Source organism: Rhodopirellula halodulae (assembly GCF_020966775.1).
Classification (GTDB): Bacteria; Planctomycetota; Planctomycetia; order Pirellulales; family Pirellulaceae; genus Rhodopirellula; species Rhodopirellula halodulae.
In genome coordinates, this window is sequence record NZ_JAJKFV010000013.1 from 1 (window position 1) to 20,067 (window position 20,067).

The following is a 20,067-nucleotide window of genomic DNA, read 5'->3' on the forward strand; positions in this document are numbered from 1 at the left end:
GCCAACGACGCCCTTGCGAATCGGATTCAATTCCCCATGAACAGGGCTTGGTCGGTGGCAAGCACCGACTGGGGTTGCCAGCTTCGCTGGGCAAACCAAAAACGCTGCCTCTTTCGAGGCAGCGTGGATGACTTGTCTGCGATTGGCTCACTCGCCTCAAGCGGTGGGCTCTTTACGGAGTTGCAACCATTCGCTGTGGAAGGTGCCTTCTTTGTCCAAACGCTGATACGTGTGGGCTCCGAAGTAATCGCGTTGGGCTTGCAGCAAGTTGGCTGGCAAACGCTCCAAACGATAACCGTCGTAGTAGCACAAGGCGGTGCTGAAGGCTGGCACAGGAATGCCCATGATGGATGCCACGGCGACCACTTTGCGCCATTTCTCTTGCGCGTTTTCGACGGCGTCTTCGAAGTACTTGTCCAACAACAAGTTTTCCAAGTTGGGATCCGCGTCGAACGCCTCTTTGATGCGATCCAAGAACTGAGCGCGGATGATGCAACCGCCTCGCCACAACAATGCAGCGGCACCGTAGTCCAATCCCCAACCGTGCTCGGCCGAGGCCGCTTGCAACTGCACGAAGCCTTGAGCGTAGGAGACAATCTTCGACGCGTACAACGCTTGGCGAACCGCTTCGACGAACTCGGCGCGATCACCGACCAACGCTTTCGCAGCAGCTTGCATTTCTGGGTTGGACGATTCCGATGGACCGTTCAACACCTTGCTGGCTCGCGTGCGAGCTTCTTTTTGTGCCGACAAACCGCGAGCGAACACGGCGGTGGTCACCAGGGTGCTTGGCACGCCCAGGTCCAGTGCCAGTTGGCTCATCCATTTGCCGGTGCCCTTCGCACCAGCGACGTCCATGATCTGGTCGACCAAGAATCCGTCGCCACCTTGATCGTCTTTGACGCTGAAAATGTCGCGGGTGATCTCGATCAGGTAGCTTTGCAGCTCACCTTTGTTCCAATCGGCGAAAACGTCATACAGTTCGTCGTTGGACAAACCACCCAGCTCGCTGAGCAACTGATAGGCTTCGCAGATCAACTGCATGTCGCCGTATTCGATGCCGTTGTGAACCATTTTGACGTAGTTCCCAGCACCACCGGCACCCAGCCATTCGCAGCAAGGAATGTCGTCGTTTGGGCCGACCTTGGCAGCGATGGACTGGAACATTTCCTTGATGTGTGGCCAAGCTTCCGCACTTCCGCCAGGCATCAACGAAGGCCCTTTCAAGGCTCCCTCTTCACCACCACTGACGCCGCAACCGACGTACAGCAAACCAGCGGCTTCGACTTCTTTTGTGCGACGTTCGGTGTGCACGTAGTACTCGTTGCCACCGTCGATGATGATGTCACCAGGTTCGCAGTGCGGTAGCAATTGCTGAATCAGGGCGTCCACGGCGGGGCCGGCTTTGACCAACATCATCAATTTACGAGGACGTTTGACCGATTTGACGAATTCTTCGATCGAGTGACATCCGACGAAATTCTTGCCCTTCGCACGACCTTCCATCAGGGCGTCGACTTTGGACGTGGTGCGGTTGTAGACGGCGACCTTGTAGCCGCGGCTTTCAACGTTCAAGGCCAGATTTTCGCCCATGACGGCCAAACCAATCAGGCCGAAATCACAATCACCACTCATAGCTGTACTTTTGTTTCGTGTGTTAGACGGGGGCGTGATGACCCGGAGTGCGGCAATCCAAGCGTGCCGCAGCGGCTCACGCGGGCCAGCAGTGTAAATGACTGGGGCACGGCGAAAAGGCCCAGACGGGCTTTGCACCTGCCAATTGCCTCCATACACCTGACGGTCCGCGTTCAGAACGCCTGACCACACCCAATTCCGCACCCCCGAGGACCGTTGCGACCGAACGATCCATTGCGACCGCTCGCAATGCCGGCCGCCCACTGCCAAATCGGCCCGTGAAAATTCGTTGAGGTTTGCCTGCGCCGTTATTAGACTGAGCACAGGCCGCCGCCCAGCATCCGTTGGTCGGCGGTCTCGATTCCCACTTTTGACGCTCTTCTCTGCAAAAGAATCCACCGATGCGACTGATCGATCGCCAATTCTCCTTTCACGCCCTGACCCGATTCGCGCTCGCCGCGTTGTTTGTGGCGCTTTTGGCCCCCGCGAGCTTCAGCCAAGACGGTGGCGGGGGTGACGGTGGAGACATCATTTTCGGCAACCCGCCGGCCGGTGTCGACGTTGACGCTCAAGGCGTTCTGAAGGTGCGAACCGTCGATCCACGCCTGAATCGCCAGCGTTTGATGCAAGCTCGCGCCAACGCTGCACCCGGCGAGTCGATGGAAACCAGCAAGCTTCGCAAGGTTTCTTTGAACCGCTTGGAGAAGGCGGTCGCGGAATATGTGGAAGCCAATCGAACATTGCCTGCTGAAATGCTGGCGATGGCCGGCCTGACATCGGTGGAATACGTCTTCTACTACCCCGAAACCAAGGACATCGTGCTGGCCGGTCCCGCCGAAGGTTACGTGACCGACGCTTCGGAGCGTTTCGTTGGCATCGAATCCGGTCGCCCCAGCCTGTTGCTGGAGGATGTCATCGTCGCTCTGCGAGCCTTCCCCGCCCAAGGCAAATCGGCTCGCGTGATTTCGGTCTCGATCGATCCGACACCTGAAGGCCTGCAACGCATGCAGAAATTCTTGCTGCAAGTGGGTGGTCGTGCCGGCCGAGGCGACACCATGCAGTTGGTTCGTGGACTGAAACAAAACCTTGGTTTGCAAACGGTCACCATCGAGGGCATCCCAGCCGCCACCCACTTCGCACGCGTGTTGGTCGAAGCTGACTACCGAATGAAGTTGATCGGGATTGGGTTGGAACAACTGCCCGTTCCCGTTCGCAGCTATGTGGCGCGCACCAACCCAGCCACCGCGTCGGCGAACTCCATGGAACGCTGGTACTTCCAACCTAACTACGACGGCGTCTCGGTCAGCGAAGACAACTTGGCCATGCGAATCAATGAACGCGGCGTTCAATTGGTCGGTGCCAACGAACGTGTCCAAGGCGACGGCGTTCGCGTTGGAACAGGTCGGGTGAATCGTGCCAGCCAAGGATTCACGAAAGAGTTCACCGAGAAGTACAACCTGATTGCAGATCAAGTTCGCGTGTACGCCGAGCTTCGTCAATTGATCGACCTTTCCATCGCCGCGGCATACATCCACGAACAAGACTTCTACGGCCAAGCCAATTGGTCGATGCCGATCTTGGGCAACGAGTCAGCCGTCAGTGTTGAAACGTACACGGTTCCCGAGAAGGTCGAGACCGCTGTGAACGCGATTTGGCGAGGCAACACCCTGATGACACCACTGGGTGGTGGCGTGAACATGCAGCCCCGCATTGCACTGAATGATGACCGCGTCACAATCGACACCGAAGGCCAGCATGTGCAGGTCAAACAATCTTCGGGGCCGGATCAATTGGCCCCAGGCCAATGGTGGTGGGACTGATTCCTGATGACTTTGACGAACACAACTCTCCACGCCGTCGCGACGAAATTCGTGACGGCGTTTTTTTTGGCGACCGCTTTTTGCAGCGTCCATTCAACACCTCTTTCTGCGAACGAAAACCTTTCCAAACGAACGTCTTCGAAAGCCGTTCCCATGATCGTTGCTCACCGCGGATCATCGTATTCCGCACCGGAAAACACGATCTCCGCGTTCAATCTGGCTTGGGAACAAGGTGCCGATGCGGTCGAGGGTGACTTCTATCTTTCGGCTGACGGTGAGATCGTTTGCCTGCACGACAAGACCACCTCTCGCACCGCGCCCGGGTCACCATCGTTGAAGGTTTCGGACGCCACTTTGGAGCAACTTCGAAAGCTCGATGTCGGCTCTTGGAAGCACGAACGCTACGCCGGTGAGAAGATCCCAACGCTCACAGAAGTGCTGGCGACGGTGCCCGAAGGCAAAGGCATTTTTGTTGAAATCAAGTGCGGACCAGAGATCCTTCCGGCTCTCCGAGAACAATTAGCCAAATCTTCATTGAAGCCCGAACAGATCACGATCATCTGCTTCAACGAAGAGGTCGTGCGGCAAGCACGCGAGATGATGCCTTACGACGCGAACTGGTTGACGTCGTATAAAAAGCAACTGACCGGCGGTTACCGACCGAGTCAAAAAGGTGTCATCGAGTCATTGAAGTCGACCAACGCCTCCGGGTTTGGCACCCAAGTCAAACCTGAATTGTTGAGCTCGTTCATGACCCAAGACTTCTGCGATGCGATTCGCGAAAGTGGCTGCGGCATGCACGGATGGACCATCAATGATCCCGACGTTGCCAAACAGCTCGTCGATCGAGGCTTCCTCAGCATCACCACCGATCGCCCCAAACTGATTCGCGAGTCGCTCTCGAACTGATGGGAAACAACAGCGAAACCGACCAGCGTTGCATCCAGCAACGCTGAGTCGGCCCTTTGCGATTGGGACTGCGGCCCCATCGGGAAATGATTTGCTCCGTGGATGTATTCTCGGGTGGTGGAGCGAAGTTTCCGCGGACGCGAGCTGATTCGATCACCAGCGTCGGTTAGAATGCGTTCCCCGCATTCCCACCCCATCGCCCGTCCAATCCAAACCGCTTCGGATTTGAGCGTGGCTTTTTCCGACGATCCCACCTCATGCGAATCAACGCCAATTTATGGCTCGCGATCCTTTTCGCGAGCGTCTTCTGCATTCAATCAGCCACCGCGGACGACCGTCCCAACGTCGTTTGGATCATCTCCGATGACCTCGGCCCTGAACTTGGCTGTTACGGCTACCCCGATGTGCAAACGCCCAACCTGGATCGTTTGGCCAGCGAAGGACGTCGTTTCGAAAAGGCATTCAGCACATCACCGGTTTGTTCGTCCTCGCGTTCCGCGTTTCAAACCGGGCACTACCAAACCGAGATTGGATATCACCATCACCTGACGCGAGCCAAACCGCCGCTAACCGTTCCAACCGCCGTCGATCGGATGCGAGAAGCTGGTTACTTCATCTCACACGGTGATGGTTCGGCGGGCAACACAAAACGTCACAAGTACGGGGTCAATTATCCGTACGACAAAGCCACCCACTTCGACGCGATGGATTGGGCGGGCCGCGCGGACGGGCAACCTTTCTTCGCACAGGTTCACATCAAAGAACCCCACCGACCGTTTGTCCCCAGCGATCGCATCCGCGAGCAAGCCCCCATTCCACCGTACTATCCCGATCACCCCATCACACGAGCGGACTGGTCCAACTATTTGGCCAGCATCGAAAAACTCGATCGCATTGTTGGCCAGATCCTGGATCGCCTGGACAACGAAGGCATTCGCGACAACACCTTGGTGATCTTCTTCGGCGATCACGGTCGACCGCATGTTCGCGGTAAACAGTGGCTCTACGACGGCGGACTGCACACGCCGTTGATTGTTCGTTGGCCCAACGCACTGAAACCGTCGGTGGAAAGCGAGATGGCATCTCTTCTGGATGTGCTTCCGACCACGTTGCAGGCCACCGGAGTCGACTCCAACGACCTTGCTGGAAAGAACTTGGTCGCGAAAGAATGGACCGGACATCAACAACTGTTTGCTGCTCGAGACCGTTGTGGCGATGCCCCCGATCGCATCCGCAGCGTTCGAACCGACCGATACAAGTACATCCGCAACTTCCATCCAGAAAAGTCGTACCTTCAACTCAGCAGCTACAAAAAGTTGTCGTACCCGGTCGAGACTCTGATGAAAGTTCTGCATGCAAACGGCCAATGGGATTCACCTTGGATGGCCACGTCACGCCCAGAAGAAGAACTCTACGATCTGCAGAATGACCCGCACGAGATGAACAACTTGGCGGCTTCGCCGGATCATCAATCCACTTTGGAACGGTTTCGCCAATCGCTGAACAACTGGATGGAAGAAACCAACGATCAGGGAGCGCAGGACGAATCGCTCGTCGTGGACATGGAAGCCTTGATGGCTGAAAAACGGCAATGGTACGAACGCACGATGCAGCGTCGTGGTTTGTCTCCTGACATTTCCGATCGCGATTACTTGGAATGGTGGAAGCAGCAACTTCAAACGCCGTCAGACCGCTTGAAATGACGGGATGTCGCAACTGCGACGAAAGTCCCGTTTCAAAGTCTTCTTCACGACGAGAAAGAGTCCAGCCGTGATCGACGAGACTGCCCCTTCGTACCGAGTGTCCACTCCTCGCGGCTTCGTCGTTCAGATGATGACGTTGCGGATGATGACGACGCTGCTGATGACATCGCTGATGTGTGTTGCCACGCCGAGTGCCAGCGCGGCGGACGCCCCATCGGCGAAGGCTCCCTTTGTCATTTCAATCGAGCGTTTTGGCCGGCACCAAGACATCGACTCAGCGATAGCCGCACGGTTACTCGTCACCGAGCTGAGCTGCACCGCATGTCACGCGTCGGGCGATTCCAACCTGGATCCCAAACGTGGACCCAACCTGCAATCCGTCGGTAATCGCCTGCAAGCAGACTGGCTCCGGGAATTTCTTCAAGCCCCGCATCAAACCGATCCGGGCACCACCATGCCAAACATGGTTTCTCAAATCGCCGAGGACCAGCGAGCCGATGTGATCGACGGACTCGTGGCCTATCTCGGCCAATTGAGGAAGCCATTTCCAACACTCAAAGCCGGCGGTGCCAACCCGCTCCAGGACGAATTTTGGAACAAAGGAGATTCGAATCGCGGCAAGGAACTGTTTCATGAAGTCGGCTGTGTTGCTTGTCATGCTCCTGACGAGACGGTCACACCCGCCTCAAACACGGTATCGACACTCGATCGATTGCTCGACGAATTGACAACCGACGAGTTGGAGGAAATGGGTTTGGCGTCCGCCGCTCGCTCGGTTCCCTCGATTCCACTTCCCAATGTTGCCGAAAAATACACTCGGCAGTCTTTGACGCACTTTTTGCATTCGCCCTCGACCGTACGTCCGTCCGGCCGAATGCCAGACTTACACCTCACGCCGGATGAAGCGGCCGACATCACCGAGTATCTGTTTTCAAACTCACAGTTCAACCAGCAATCCACCACGATCAAAAAGGTTGACCAGCCCACTCAAGAACAAATCGAGCTTGGGCAACAATGGTTCCAACAATTGAATTGCGGCCAATGCCACGACACAACAGCAACGCCAGCTCCCGTTCGTATCGCTTCTTGGGCAGACCTCGATGCAGCGGCGAAGCACTCCTGTCTTTCTGACGCCAACAAAAAACTCGGAAAGCCTCATTTTTTGTTGGATGCCTTGCAACGTGAGTTGCTGATCCGGGCAATCGAAGATAACAGTCTGCAGACCTCCCAGGTCGCGTCAGAACACGCTGTGCAACTTGCCCTGCTGCAACACAACTGTGTCGCTTGCCACGCAAGAGGCGACTTGGGTGGTATCGGTCGCAATCGGAAAGGTTATTTCGAGTCGTCCGCCCTCGCTGACCTGGGGGACGAAGGCCGCTTGCCGCCGCCATTGACGGGAGTCGGTCAGAAACTCAAAACAGACTGGATCGTGAAAGTCCTGCAAGGCCACGCGTCGACGAGACTGCGACCGCACATGACCATCCGCATGCCACGTTATCCGCAACGCGACTGGAAGCCTTTCGCCAAACAATTGGCAGTCGCGGACGATGCCTCCGAACTCACCGCTGAAACGGTGTTCGCAAATGGTCAACACCCCCTTGAACACTTGGGTGCTGAAGGCAAACGCTTGATGGAAATCGGTTGCATTCAGTGTCATGTTTTCAATGGGAACTCACTCCCCGGAGTGATCGGCATGGACCTCCACCTCGCGACGCGGCGGTTGCGTCCTCTGTGGATGAAAGAGTTTCTGCTGGAACCCGCGTCGAAGAAAAAAGGCACGCGCATGCCAGCATTCTTCCCCAACGGCGAGAGCCAAAACCACGAAATTCTTGGTGGCGACACGCCACTGCAAATCGCCGCCATGTGGCACTACCTGAACGCGTCGGACAAACACGGTGTCCCAGACAAGATCGCGGAGGCTTTGGCGAAGGATTACGAGCTATCGCCAAGCGAACGTCCCATCGTTCATCGAACGTTCATGCAAGACGTGGGAACGCACGCGATCGCGGTCGGCTTCCCCGAGGGCATCCACTTCGCCGTAGACGCTGAAACACCTCGGTTGGCAATGCTCTGGAAAGGCAGATTTATGGACGCCCGCAGCACTTGGTTCGACCGTTTCGCACCATCGGTCGGGCCGCTGGGTGAGCAAGTGGTTGTGTTTGCAAAGGAATCATCCTTTGAGTTGCCTGCGGGGGAATCTCTTGATTTCAAAGGCCTTCGACTGGATCGCCAAGGCATTCCATCGTTTCGCTATCAATTCAACGGGATGCAAATTACCGACCAATTGCAACCGTCCGGCAAAAAGACCATGTTGCGCACGATCACACTGAGTTCTCCAAACGAAACGCCGCCCGCCTCGCTGCGTTGGCGACTTCCCACGAGCAAAGACCTTCGTCCAGCAGCATCAGGTGACGAAGACGCTTCGACGGGAATGAAGATTCGTATTCTCAGTGAGCATGAATCACACCAATCAGGCTCGCAGAACCCCGACGGTTTGACTCGGTTGGAGATCCAGCCTGACCAACCATTGATGCTGGAGTACATCTGGTGAACCACTCCATTCGGCAACTACCTTTGAATTCTCGATCCAAGCGGTTTGCCTCCAAGGCCGCGAGTGTGTTCGTGTCGGCACTGCTTGCCACCTCGTTCGCATCAGCTCAGCCGCCCACAGAAGCCGACTACTATCCGATCGAAACCATCCTCGCCCCTGAATCCGCTTCGCATTCCCGTGACCGCAATTGGAAACCAGCCGATGACGGCGTCGCTTTGGAAGTCGGCGGGATGGCGGTTCTGAGCGACTCACGAGTTGCCATCGCAATCCGCAAGGGCGAGGTTTGGTTGTTGGATCTCAACGAAGTCGAATCGAGTGAGTCACTCAACGTCCGTTATCACCGTTTTGCCAGCGGATTGCATGAGCCTCTTGGATTGCTGCAACAAGATGACTCGTTCATCACGGTGCAACGGACCGAAATGACCCGGCTGCGAGACCTCGACAACGACGATGTTGCCGATGAGTACGAGACCCTGGCCAACGGCTGGGGTGTCTCCGGTCACTATCACGAATACGCTTATGGCCCCAAGCCCGACGGTCACGGCAACCTGTGGATGACGTTGAACATCGGCATGGGCCTGAAAGGCGAACAGCTCAGCCGCATCGTTCCTGACGCGCCGCTTGGTTTCAAACAGGCCGCTTGGCGCGGATGGGGAATGATGCTGGACGCGGATGGTGAGCTTCATCCCATTTGCGCCGGAATGCGGTCGCCTTCAGGATTGGGTGCGAACTCCGCCGGAGACATGTTTTACACCGATCAACAAGGCAACTGGGTGCCAACCAATTCGTTGCATCACATGCGAACGGGTGCCTTCTTTCATCACCCAGAATCGCTCGCGTCTATGAATTTGCCTGGCTCCACGATTTCCGACGTCAAGCAAATCCCCGATGGCGTGCCCTATCCCGATGCGGTCCGGTCATTCCAAGCGTTGCAGCCCCCCGCCGTTTGGTTTCCCTACAAAAAGGCCGGCCAATCCGCGACGGATGTGATGCTGGACGACAGCGGTGGAAAGTTTGGGCCGTTCAGCGGTCAGTTGTTCGTCGGCGAATTCACACAGGCCGCGATTCATCGTGTCTTTTTGGAGAAGGTCAACGGCGAGTACCAGGGAGCTTGTTTTCCGTTCCGACGAGGCTTTGCTTCCGCGGTGTTTCGTTTGGCGCAGTCCCCGTCGGGCGCAGTTTTCGTCGGGCTGACGAATCGCGGGTGGAGCAGCCTCGGCACCTCGCCGTACGGTTTGCAGCGTTTGCGATGGAGCGGCGAAACTCCGTTTGAAATTCAAACCATGCGGGCTCGCCCGGACGGATTTCGTTTGACGTTCACGACACCAGTGGATCCGGTCACCGCCGCCGATGTCGCGTCCTATCAGATGAAACGGTACACGTATCTGTATCACTCCAATTACGGCAGCGACGAGATTGATCCGCGTGACTTGGAGATACGCTCGGCGGTTGTGTCGCAGGACGGATTGAGCGTGGATCTTGAGGTGAAGGGACTGCAAGAACTCTATGTTCACGAGCTGAACGCCAGCGGCGTGCGAAGCGTCGACGGCAATCCGTTGCTTCACAAAAAAGCGTTTTACACGCTCAATCAGATTCCTCAAGAATGACGCCGATTCGCCGGCGAATCACCCCGCAGCCCGTCACAGCCGCACGGCCTTAGCCGCGGTTAACGCTCGATAACCGGAGCTAACGCTCTTCGGCTTCCTAGTCCAACGACGGGGAACATCGAACGATGACTCACCGCGTCCCAGCGTCTTCACGGCTCTGCGTTGAAAACAACAACACACTCGCGAACGCATTCAACATTTCGCGGCCCCAAACAGCCGCACGGCCTTAGCCGCGGTTTATACTCGACAACCGGAGCTAACGCTCTTCGGCTACTTAGTCCAACGACGGGAAATACCGAACGATGACTCTCCGCGTCCCGGCGTCTTCGCGGTTCTGCGTAAGAAACAACAACACACTCGCGAACGCATTCAACAATTCGTGGCCCCAAACAGCCGCACGGCCTTAGCCGCGGTTAACACTCGACAACCGGAGCTAACGCTCTTCGGCTTCTTAGTCCAACGACGGGGAACACCGAACGATGACTCTCCGCGTCCCGGCGTCTTCGCGGCTCTGCGTAAAGAACAACAACACACTCGCGAACCCATCCAACATTCCGCCGCCCCAAACAGTCGCACGGCCTTAGCCGCGGTTATTACGCAACAACCGGAGCTAACGCTTTTCGGCTACTTAGTCCACCGACGGGGAACACCGAACGATGACTCTCCGCGTCCCGGCGTCTTCGCGGCTCTGCGTAAGAAACAACAACACACTCGCGAAGCCACCCAATATTCCGCCGCCCCAAACAGCCGCACGGACTTAGCCGCGGTTAACGTGCAACAACCGGAGCGAACGCTCTTCGGCTTCTTAGTCCACCGACGGGGAACACCGAACGATTACTCTCCGCGCCCCAGCGTCTTCGCGGCTCTGCGTAAAGAACAACAACACACTCGCGAACCCACCCAATATTCCGCGGCCCCACACAGCCGCACGGCCTTAGCCGCGGTTAACGTGCAACAACCGGAGCGAACGCTCTTCGGCTTCTTAGTCCACCGACGGGGAACACCGAACGATTACTCTCCGCGTCCAAGCGTCTTCGCGGCTCTGCTTAAAGAACAACAACACACTCGCGAACCCACCCAACATTCCGCCGCCCCAAACAGTCGCACGGCCTCAGCCGCGGTTAACACGCGACAACCGGAGCGAACGCTCTTCGGCTACTTAGTCCACCGACGGGGAACATCGAACGATGACTCTCCGCGTCCCGGCGTCTTCGCGACTCTGCGTTAAGAACAACAACACACTCGCGAACCCACCCAACATTCCGCCGCTCCACACAGCCGAACGGCCTTAGCCGCGGTTAACGCTCGATAACCGGAGCTAACGCTCTTCGACTTCTTAGTCCAAGGGCGAGGGGAATTCCATCTCGTTTCAAACCGGGGCAGCGGTTCGACGGACTCAAACCAACGTGAGTCGACCCGAGCTGTCACCGATCGATTCCGCGGGGGTGCCCATGATGTCGAGCATCGTTAGGAATAGGTTAGCCATCGGAGTCTCTTCGGCGACCTTCAGGTAACGACCCGTTTGGATTTGGCCGCCGCCACCACCCGCCAACACAATTGGCAGATCGTGGTGCGTGTGCCGGTTGCCGTCACCGAGACCGCTGCCGTACAGAACCATTGAGTGGTCCAGCAGCGTTCCGTCGGCTTCTTGCACAGCTTCCATTCGTTCCAAGAAATACGCGAATTGTTCGACCAAGTAGTGATCGATCTTTTGAATCTTCGCGACGGATTCTTCTTTGTTCCGGTGGTGACTGAGCCCGTGGTGAGCCTCCTTCACGCCAATCTCTGGATACGTCCGGTTGCCACCGGCAGTGTCCAACATAAGCGTCGCGACACGGGTGGTGTCCGTTTGGAAACCGACCACCATCAAATCGTACATCAACCGCGCGTGCTCACGGAATGCTTCGACCCGTCCCATGGGGACATCCAGATCCGGCAACGACGCTCGGTCTTCCGCTTCGGTTTGCTCAATGCGTCGCTCGATCTCGCGGACGCTGGTGAAATACTCATCCAGCTTGCGTTTGTCCGTTTTGCCGACTTGCTTCATCAATCGTTCCGCGTCACCACGAACGACATCCAGAATGCTCTTGCGAGCCATGCGTTGACGACGCTCCAGCGCGGCATCGCCTGATCCGAACATCCGTTCAAACGCCAGCCGCGGCACGGTCTCCTTGGGCATCGGCTGCGTTTCGTTCTTCCACGATATGTTGGACGAGTACGCGCAGCTGTAACCTGAATCGCAACTGCCCGCATTCCGGCTGCCCTTCAATCCGAGTTCGATCGAAGGCAAACGAGTTTGACCGGCGAGTGCCGTCGCGGCGACTTGGTCCAACGAGATGCCCAGTCGGATGTTGCTGCTGGTTTTGACAGGACGAGCTGCGGTGAGGAACGTGGAACCACCCCGCGCGTGATCGCCAGCGCCATCACGTCCCGCGGTTCCGTTTTCATGAGCCAGATTGGAAATCACGTTCAGTTTGTCTTTGAACGGAGCCAAGGGCTGCAACGTCTCACTCAATTCCCATTGGTCGCCTTCGCCGGTTGGACGCCATTTGGGTTGGATCACACCGTTTGGAAAGAACACACAGGCCATCCGAACCGGACGTGACGCATCCGTGATTTGCAACGCTTCCTTTGCCGCATAAGCACTGCGACCGGCCGGCGTCATGGCTTCCAACAACGGCAGACCGAGAGCCAGTCCCGATGCACGCAGCATGGTCCGGCGGCTCAATCGAGACGAACCGACTTGGGTGATCGAAGTGGGCTGATTCTGAGCGGTGGGGACGTTCATCGAGTCTGTCATGTGACTTTCCTTGTTCAGGCGAGGCGCCTTGGGTAGGCAGGAACGAACGGTCGGGAGCGGGAGGAGGGAAGGCGGCGGGCGGGAAGTTGTCAGTCGGGCGGGATGAATGGCGGGAAGGTCAAAACTAATTCACGGCAACGCTGGTGGTCAAAAACGGCGGGCTGTTGATCACGCCTTCCACCAAGTCACGCAAGCGGTAACCGTCGGTCTCCGCTTCGTCCAAGATGGCTTCGACAAAGCAACGGTCGGCCGGGCGCAATTCACGTCCGATAGCGAATGATAGCAATCGACGAACGGTTGTGTCGGCGAATCGTCGCGTCTCCGTCTTCGCCAGCATTTCGCTCAGTTCCATTGCACCGCGGAACGAGCGTCCGCCTGGCAACTCGCCGTTGGCGTCCGCCACCGACGGATCATCGGCAGAACGCAGACGTCCCAGATGGTCCATGGTCTCGAGACCAAAGCCCAATGCGTCCATCACGCGGTGGCAGGATGCACATCCAGGATCCGCACGGTGTAGTTCCAGTTGCTCGCGAAGTGTCGCGTCATCCGATGCCGCCTTGGTTTCTTCCAACTCAGGCACATTTGGCGGAGCTTCCGGGGGCGGCGTTCCCAGAACATTTTCCAGGATCCATTTGCCTCGCAGGACCGGTGAATTTCGCGTGGGATAACTGGTCAGCGTCAACACGCCGGCGTGCCCGAGGATGCCTCGCCGACCAGCGTCTTTCAGTGACACTTTTTGCGGATCAGACGAATCTTCTTCCGGTAGATCCACGCCATACCACTTAGCGAGCGCGGGATTCACAAAGGTGTAATCCGCCGTTAACAACTCAGTGACGGGCAAGTTGTTCTTCAACACGTGGTCGAACAACGCATGAGTCTCCGATGCCAAGTCATCTTCGGTGATCGCTGGGCCTTCTTCATTGCCGCCAAAGGCCGACATGTCGCGAGCCGACAAGTTGCCCAAGCCAAACCACTGCGTCGCGAATTGTTTGCCGAGCGAATTCGATTTGCCGTCGCTCAGCATTCGGTGGATATGACGGCGACGTTTTTCAGGATCGACCAAGTCATCTCGTTCGGCGGCTTTCAACAGTTCCTCATCCGGAAGGCTGCTCCACAGAAAGAACGACATGCGACTTGCAAGTTGGTTCGACGATAAAGGCACCGCTTCGCCTGCATCCGCCAACTTCTGAGCCTCTTCGGTTTCCGGCAACTCGACGCGAAACAGAAAGCTCGGTGAACACAGGATCGCGGTGATCGCTTGCTGCATCCCCACATAGAACGATTCTTGCCGTCGTGTCGCATCCTCGACCAACGAGGCGTAGCGTTTCACTTCCTCTTCGCTGACCGGACGCCGGAATGCACGGCGCATCAACGGTTCCAAGTTTTCCTTGGCCGACTTGTACACGTCTTCCCAACGGTCGCCTCGTTGACGAGCCATGCGGCGAATCAACTTACGCTGCGTTGGCGGCAAGTCCGTCCGAGTATGAGCCGATGGTCCACGCACGGACACCGAGTGGAACTTGAAGTTGTAGTCTTCGTCGCGGATTCGTCGCGTGAATTCGATTTTTTGATCCGCCGGATGAATGGTCTTTGCCAATTCATCTTCGGTCAGCGCCTGAATGCGCTTCGATACCGATTCACCGATTCGGAAAGGATCTTTGCGGTCTTCCTTTTCACGCAACTCATCCACCCAAACGTCGGTTGGTGAAAAGAAGAACTTGTGCTTGCCAGGTTTCAACGTCACACGAAAAGATTCACTGTCGTTAGGGCCGCTTTTCTCTTCATAGCGAAAGTCCATCAGATCGATCAGCAAACCGTCTTCGTTGTGAACCATCACCACGCGATTCACCTTGTCCGTTTTCTCTTCCGTTTCGCCGGAATCTTTCTTGTCGGAGTCATCCTGGTTGGAGTTTTCTTCATCACCGGACTTCTCTTTCTCATCCCTCTTCTTTTCGTCCGCGTTTTCGGCGCTGGGGTTCAATTCCGAACGCAACACATTCGTGGCACCGCGGACGTCGAAGGAGTATTCGCCTTCGACCGGAATTTCGACTTGCATCCAAACGAAGTCCTCGCCGGGAATGAACCACTCGCCAAACGAAGCCAGTTTGCCGTCACCGATTGGATACAGCGTTTTGTCGGCGAAGGTTTTGCCGACGGAAGGCAAAGTTTCGGGGTCAACGATGACCGCGGAAGCCACCGTTTCGCCGGCGGTCAAGTACTTCTCCATCAACATGGTCGACAACGACAACACATCAGCGTTGTTATCGAACCCACCACCGACTTCGTCCGACGGAAACTGATCGGCGGGTCGCAGGTCCATGCCAAACAAATCGCGAATGGCGTTGTTGTATTCGGCTCGGTTCAATCGTCGCGCGGTCACGCGGCCTGGTTTGGGACGCAGATCACACGTTGCGTGGTAAACCAAATCATCCAATTGGTCGGCGAGCTCGCGACGTTCATCCGTGGTGGGCAACGCGGCGTCTTCCGGTGGCATCGCACCAAATCGGATCATGCTGATCGAGTGCATCGCCAATTCGCTGTTCTGACGAATTTTCTCGACGGTGCTCAGCAGCGACAAATCGATTTCGGCTTCTTGGTAGTCCTCGTTGTGACAATCGAGGCAGAATTCTTCGAGCTTCAAATAGCCCGTCGTCTCCCACTGACTCGGGTCGACCGCCAGAGGCTGAGCAGATTTTTTCTGAGCCGTCGCGTTGGAATCGCTCGTTCGATCTTTCGACGAATCATTTTCGGCCGCAGCGACCGGAACGATTGCCAAGACGAGCAACCACGACCAGACCGATGCTACCGTCGCGAATGGATGCCAAACGCGAGCCTTTTGTAATCCTCGTTGCCGTCGAATTCCCAATTGGGGACGAGCGGGGGTCATAGGCGAAATCTCATCGGCAGGTTGAGCGTGTCAATGGAGAACCGCGAAAACGGTGACCCATTCAACTGAACTAGGCGTTCAGACACTCAATCAATGGAAGGTGGGTAGATAGGCAGGACTGAGGTGGCGTTCAAACAGCGCTGACATCATTCACAAGGGTGATGACGCGAACACTGACCGCTCCGCAGCGGGTTCAATTGTAGCAGATTGCATAGACTGTCCGAATAGCTTTCGAAATTTCGCCTGAGAAATCTGCCGACGTCGAACACGGCCACAAAAGCCGTCTTTTCCGGCTCCGTTTGCGATTGAAACGCCCCACGACGGGGAAGGTTTCGGTACGTACCCTACGAAATCATCGCAATTTTCGTTTGATATTCCACATGGATCGGACATGCCGAGTTGAACGGGCGCGCCCTGCCGGCTGACTCTCTCCGCCTAGACGGATGGCATGGCGAACTTTGTAGCCTTCGATCACGTGGATCGGACGCGGCATGAAAAGCGAAATTGCGGGTCTTCGAAGTCGCGTCAGCGTCCCAGCAGACAACCGCTGAACGCTAGACTTTGCTCGCACGCCATGGCACTGACGCCTGAAACCAGCGGTGGGATCGACGGGTTTGACCCTGCCCCCCAACCGCCCTAGGCTTTGCATCCAAATCGAAACCGCACACAGGAGACGCGACGTGGGATTGTTTGATCTGATTCGTTCTGAGTTGATTGATATCATCGAATGGATCGATGACACGCAACACACTCTGATGTGGCGTTTCCCTCGACATGACAACGAGATCAAGAACGGGGCGCAGTTGATCGTGCGTCCGGGGCAAACCGCCGTGTTTGTTCACAAAGGCGAAATCGCGGACGTTTATCCGCCGGGACATTACCAACTGACGACCGAAAACATGCCGGTCATGTCGACGCTGCAAGGTTGGAAGTACGGTTTCGACAGTCCGTTCAAAGCCGAGGTGTACTTTGTCAGCACGCGACAGATCACCGATTTGAAGTGGGGCACGCCCAACCCAATCATGTTGCGTGACCCCGAGTTCGGGCCAATTCGAATTCGTGCCTTTGGGACCTATGCCCTGCGTGCGGTGGAACCGAAAGCCTTGTTGACGGAGATCGTTGGCACGGACGGTGAGTTCGGTGCCGACGACGTGAACGTCCTGTTGCGTTCGATCATTCAATCCTCTTTCGCGGATTTGATCGGGTCGTCGCAAATCGCCGCGTTGGATTTGGCCAGCAACTACGAACAGTTGGCCGCCCAACTGCGAGAGCGTGTGGTCGAAAAGATCGACGATGAATACGGTCTGGATTGCCCGCAGTTGTTCATCGTCAACATCTCGCTTCCCGAAGCCGTCGAAAAGGCATTGGACACCCGCACGAGCATGGGCGTGATCGGCGACATGAACCGATTCCAGCAATATCAAATGGGCCAAGCCATGACGTCTGCTGCCGAAAACGGTGGCGGCGGTGGAGCAGCCGACGGCCTGGGATTGGGACTTGGCGTGGCCATGGCCGGCCGAATGATGCCAAATGCGATGTCACCCGGCGCCGTAAACCCTGGTGCGGCGGCTCCAGCAGCAGCTCCCGCGGGACCGCCTCCTCCACCCGCCGCGACGGCGTGGTATGTCGCCAAAGACGGTGTCACCCACGGGCCGTTCACTCCCGATCAAATTCGCAGTGGTTTGGGCAGCGGCGAAATGAGCTCGCAAACCATGGTTTGGTCTGCCGGGATGGCCGGATGGTCGATGGCCAAAGACGTCCCCGCCTTGGCGTCCATGCTCAGCGCCGCCGCTCCGCCGCCTCCACCACCGGCCCAGTGAGCGTGCGACAACGGAGTGAACTCAGTGCCCGGAACGCCCCCGCCACACGATCTTTCCACGATGGATGTCGTCGACCAACATGCCAACGGTCTCGCTGACCAAGGAGCGGTGCGTGGTGCGCGCCGGTCACCGGTCAACGACCAGGCTGACGGTCCGGTGATCAGCGTGGGTGGTCAGTGGGTCGTCGACGCGGCCGGTTGTGAGGTCGCTGCGTTGCAGTCTCTTCCGCTCATTCAGTCAATCTGTGAAGAGGTCATTGAATCGCTGGGATTGAAAGTGATCGGCCAACCTCAGTCTCATGTGTTTGGTTCACCTCACGGTGTGACGGCACTCTACCTGCTTTCCGAATCACACTTGGCGGTGCACACCTATCCCGAACACGGCATCGCCACGTTCAATTTGGTGTGCTGTCGCGAACGAGCCGACTGGGATTGGCGACGTCAATTGACGCTGCGTTTGCGTGCAAACCATGTTGATGTTCGGCACCTGCGCCGAGGTGCATGGAACGATGCCGCCTGTTGCCTCGCTGATGACTCGGCCAACACAAATGGCCGCGAAAGCGAGGTCGACGAATGAAGGTTCGTCGCGCGTCGTGCCCTGGCTGCGGGGCCCCGGTCGAATTTCGATTCGGAAATTCGATAGTCAGCGTGTGCGAGTTTTGTCACACCGCGGTCGCTCGCGGTGACAAAGACATCGAGGACTATGGCAAGGTCAGCGATCTGGTCGAAACCGATTCGGTCGTGCAACTGGGAACCAGCGGATCATTTCGTGGCAAACCCTTCGAAGTCATCGGCCGTGTTCAATACGACCATTCCGCGGGTGGCGTTTGGGATGAATGGTACCTGCGGTTTCCCGGCGACAAGATGGCTTGGTTGGCTGAGGCTCAGGGTCAGCTTCACCTGACGTTTGAACGCCCGGTTCGCAAAAAGTCTCCGCTGCCCGCGATGGAAACGCTATCGCTGGGCGATGTAATTCATTTCGGTGGCAAGGATTTGACCGTCGCTGAAATCGGAGTCGCAAAAGCACGCACCGCACAAGGTGAAATCCCGTGGCCGTTCCGTCCTGGCGATGAACACCGCTACGTCGATTTGCACGGTGCTGCCGACGAGGACGGTGGTGCGTGGTTCGCCACTTTCGATTATTCCCGCGGCGACCAGACGACCTATGTCGGGCGAACCGTCACCGCAGACAAGCTCAATCTATCGACACCCGATTGGCAGCCGGATCCGGGGTCGGGAACGATCGCCGTTCCATCGCTGCATTTGAATTGCCCGAAGTGTGGAGGTTCGTTGGACCTGCACGCTCCCAAAGAAACGCTTCGGGTTGGTTGCCAACACTGCGGAGCGTTGCTTGAGAACGATGACGGTCGTTTGCAACTGCTGACGATGCTGGAACAACGCGAGATGCACACTTCGTTGCCTCTGGGCGTTCGCGGAAATATTCGCGGAACTGAGTACATCATCATTGGCATCATGGCTCGGTTCGTCCGCTACGCCGGGTCGACATACCCGTGGACGGAATACTTGTTGTACGCCCCCGGTGTGGGCTTCCGCTGGCTAGTCGAGAACGACCGACATTGGTCGTTTGTCGAGCCAGTTCCGGGCGTCGCAATGAACCCGATGTCGCGAAGCCTCCGCTACGACGGTGACTCGTTCCGTGTCTACGATCGGGCCACCGCGATCGTGCGTCATGTGATTGGTGAGTTCTACTGGAAAGTGCAGCAAGGCGACCGTGTCGAAACCGCCGACTTCATCGCACCGCCTCGAATGCTATCGATCGAAGACAGCGGCGACGGCAAAACTCGCGAACGCGTCGTGTCGTTGGGCACTTACATGACGCCCGCTGAAATTGAATCCGCGTTTGAGGTGGAAAACTTGACGCGACCATGGGGTGTCGGCGTCATTCAACCTTCGCCGCCGATCTCGATCGGGGTTTGGAGCGGATGGTTTTTCTTTCTGTTCTATCTGCTGGTGATGTTCGTAATGAACCAACGCAGCGCATCGGCAACGCCATCGGCTGACGGATGGTTGTTCTTCTACGCTGCGATCTTCGTATCAGCCATTCCCATCGGTTGCATCGTTTTCAAATACAACTTCGAAGTCTCCCGCTGGAAAGAAAGTGACTTCAGCCCATACGCCAGTGGAGACAGCTGATGAAACTGCTACGGATTTATTTGATCGTCGGCTTTCTGGTTTGCGGCTGGTACACGATTGCCGCCGTTCGCGGATGGAAAGCCGTCAACCTTGGCATCGTCGACAACATGAACAATGGCAGCGGCGGCGGCCGAGCCTACGGCGGTTCATGGGGTGGCGGAAAGTAGCCGTCCAAAACTTGC

12 protein-coding genes are annotated in these 20,067 nt (G+C 56.9%); 9 read left to right on the top strand and 3 right to left on the bottom strand.

All coding sequences use genetic code 11. From position 1 onward, the window contains the following. Positions 1–156: 156 nt before the first annotated feature. Positions 157–1,635: a decarboxylating NADP(+)-dependent phosphogluconate dehydrogenase gene (gene gnd, locus LOC70_RS11920; RefSeq protein WP_230253804.1), complete on the bottom strand. Its 1,479-nt coding sequence runs from the start codon at positions 1,633–1,635 to the stop codon at positions 157–159. A gap of 401 nt (positions 1,636–2,036) precedes the next feature. Here gnd and LOC70_RS11925 point away from each other — a divergent pair, with 401 nt between their 5' ends. The 5 genes from LOC70_RS11925 to LOC70_RS11945 all read left to right on the top strand — a co-directional run bounded on the left by LOC70_RS11925 (position 2,037) and on the right by LOC70_RS11945 (position 10,225). Further along, positions 2,037–3,455 (top strand): DUF1598 domain-containing protein, encoded by a 1,419-nt coding sequence (locus tag LOC70_RS11925; protein ID WP_230253805.1) that lies wholly within the window; start codon positions 2,037–2,039, stop codon positions 3,453–3,455. 153 nt (positions 3,456–3,608) lie between these two features. Continuing rightward, entirely contained in the window at positions 3,609–4,364 is a 756-nt protein-coding gene (locus tag LOC70_RS11930; RefSeq protein ID WP_230253806.1) for a glycerophosphodiester phosphodiesterase, read from the top strand. A 257-nt stretch (positions 4,365–4,621) separates the two neighbouring features. Continuing rightward, entirely contained in the window at positions 4,622–6,067 is a 1,446-nt protein-coding gene (locus LOC70_RS11935; protein ID WP_230253807.1) for a sulfatase family protein, read from the top strand. Between the two features lie 4 nt (positions 6,068–6,071). Then, entirely contained in the window at positions 6,072–8,618 is a 2,547-nt protein-coding gene (locus tag LOC70_RS11940; protein ID WP_230253808.1) for a c-type cytochrome, read from the top strand. 71 nt (positions 8,619–8,689) lie between these two features. After that, positions 8,690–10,225, top strand: coding sequence for a hypothetical protein (locus tag LOC70_RS11945; RefSeq protein ID WP_230253809.1), 1,536 nt, complete (start codon positions 8,690–8,692; stop codon positions 10,223–10,225). 1,396 nt (positions 10,226–11,621) lie between these two features. On the opposite strand, the gene LOC70_RS11950 is transcribed toward LOC70_RS11945, so the two are convergent. Then, positions 11,622–13,025 (bottom strand): DUF1552 domain-containing protein, encoded by a 1,404-nt coding sequence (locus tag LOC70_RS11950; protein WP_230253810.1) that lies wholly within the window; start codon positions 13,023–13,025, stop codon positions 11,622–11,624. 124 nt (positions 13,026–13,149) lie between these two features. Beyond that, positions 13,150–15,912 (bottom strand): DUF1592 domain-containing protein, encoded by a 2,763-nt coding sequence (locus tag LOC70_RS11955; protein ID WP_230253811.1) that lies wholly within the window; start codon positions 15,910–15,912, stop codon positions 13,150–13,152. A 680-nt stretch (positions 15,913–16,592) separates the two neighbouring features. On the opposite strand from LOC70_RS11955, the gene LOC70_RS11960 reads away from it, so the two are divergent. From LOC70_RS11960 to LOC70_RS11975, 4 genes are read left to right on the top strand one after another with little or no spacing between them, the layout of a single operon-like run. Then, positions 16,593–17,732 (top strand): SPFH domain-containing protein, encoded by a 1,140-nt coding sequence (locus tag LOC70_RS11960; RefSeq protein ID WP_230253812.1) that lies wholly within the window; start codon positions 16,593–16,595, stop codon positions 17,730–17,732. Between the two features lie 24 nt (positions 17,733–17,756). After that, positions 17,757–18,308 carry an S-adenosylmethionine decarboxylase family protein gene (locus tag LOC70_RS11965; RefSeq protein WP_230253813.1) on the top strand — a complete coding sequence of 184 codons (552 nt, stop codon included), beginning with the start codon at positions 17,757–17,759 and terminating at the stop codon, positions 18,306–18,308. Further along, positions 18,305–19,885 (top strand): DUF4178 domain-containing protein, encoded by a 1,581-nt coding sequence (locus LOC70_RS11970; protein WP_255716001.1) that lies wholly within the window; start codon positions 18,305–18,307, stop codon positions 19,883–19,885. Before LOC70_RS11965 ends, LOC70_RS11970 begins: the two co-directional genes overlap by 4 nt. Then, the gene (locus tag LOC70_RS11975; protein WP_230253815.1) at positions 19,885–20,052 is read left to right on the top strand and encodes a hypothetical protein; all 168 of its coding nucleotides are present in this window, start codon (positions 19,885–19,887) and stop codon (positions 20,050–20,052) included. The genes LOC70_RS11970 and LOC70_RS11975 overlap by 1 nt, the downstream gene beginning before the upstream one ends. Positions 20,053–20,067 lie beyond the last annotated feature (15 nt).

Coding starts and splice junctions, on each gene's coding strand:
- gnd (WP_230253804.1), bottom strand. CDS start 1,635: ATGAGTGGTGATTGTGATTTCGGCCTGATTGGTTTGGCCGTCATGGGC.
- LOC70_RS11925 (WP_230253805.1), top strand. CDS start 2,037: ATGCGACTGATCGATCGCCAATTCTCCTTTCACGCCCTGACCCGATTC.
- LOC70_RS11930 (WP_230253806.1), top strand. CDS start 3,609: ATGATCGTTGCTCACCGCGGATCATCGTATTCCGCACCGGAAAACACG.
- LOC70_RS11935 (WP_230253807.1), top strand. CDS start 4,622: ATGCGAATCAACGCCAATTTATGGCTCGCGATCCTTTTCGCGAGCGTC.
- LOC70_RS11940 (WP_230253808.1), top strand. CDS start 6,072: ATGTCGCAACTGCGACGAAAGTCCCGTTTCAAAGTCTTCTTCACGACG.
- LOC70_RS11950 (WP_230253810.1), bottom strand. CDS start 13,025: ATGACAGACTCGATGAACGTCCCCACCGCTCAGAATCAGCCCACTTCG.
- LOC70_RS11955 (WP_230253811.1), bottom strand. CDS start 15,912: ATGACCCCCGCTCGTCCCCAATTGGGAATTCGACGGCAACGAGGATTA.
- LOC70_RS11970 (WP_255716001.1), top strand. CDS start 18,305: ATGAAGGTTCGTCGCGCGTCGTGCCCTGGCTGCGGGGCCCCGGTCGAA.
- LOC70_RS11975 (WP_230253815.1), top strand. CDS start 19,885: ATGAAACTGCTACGGATTTATTTGATCGTCGGCTTTCTGGTTTGCGGC.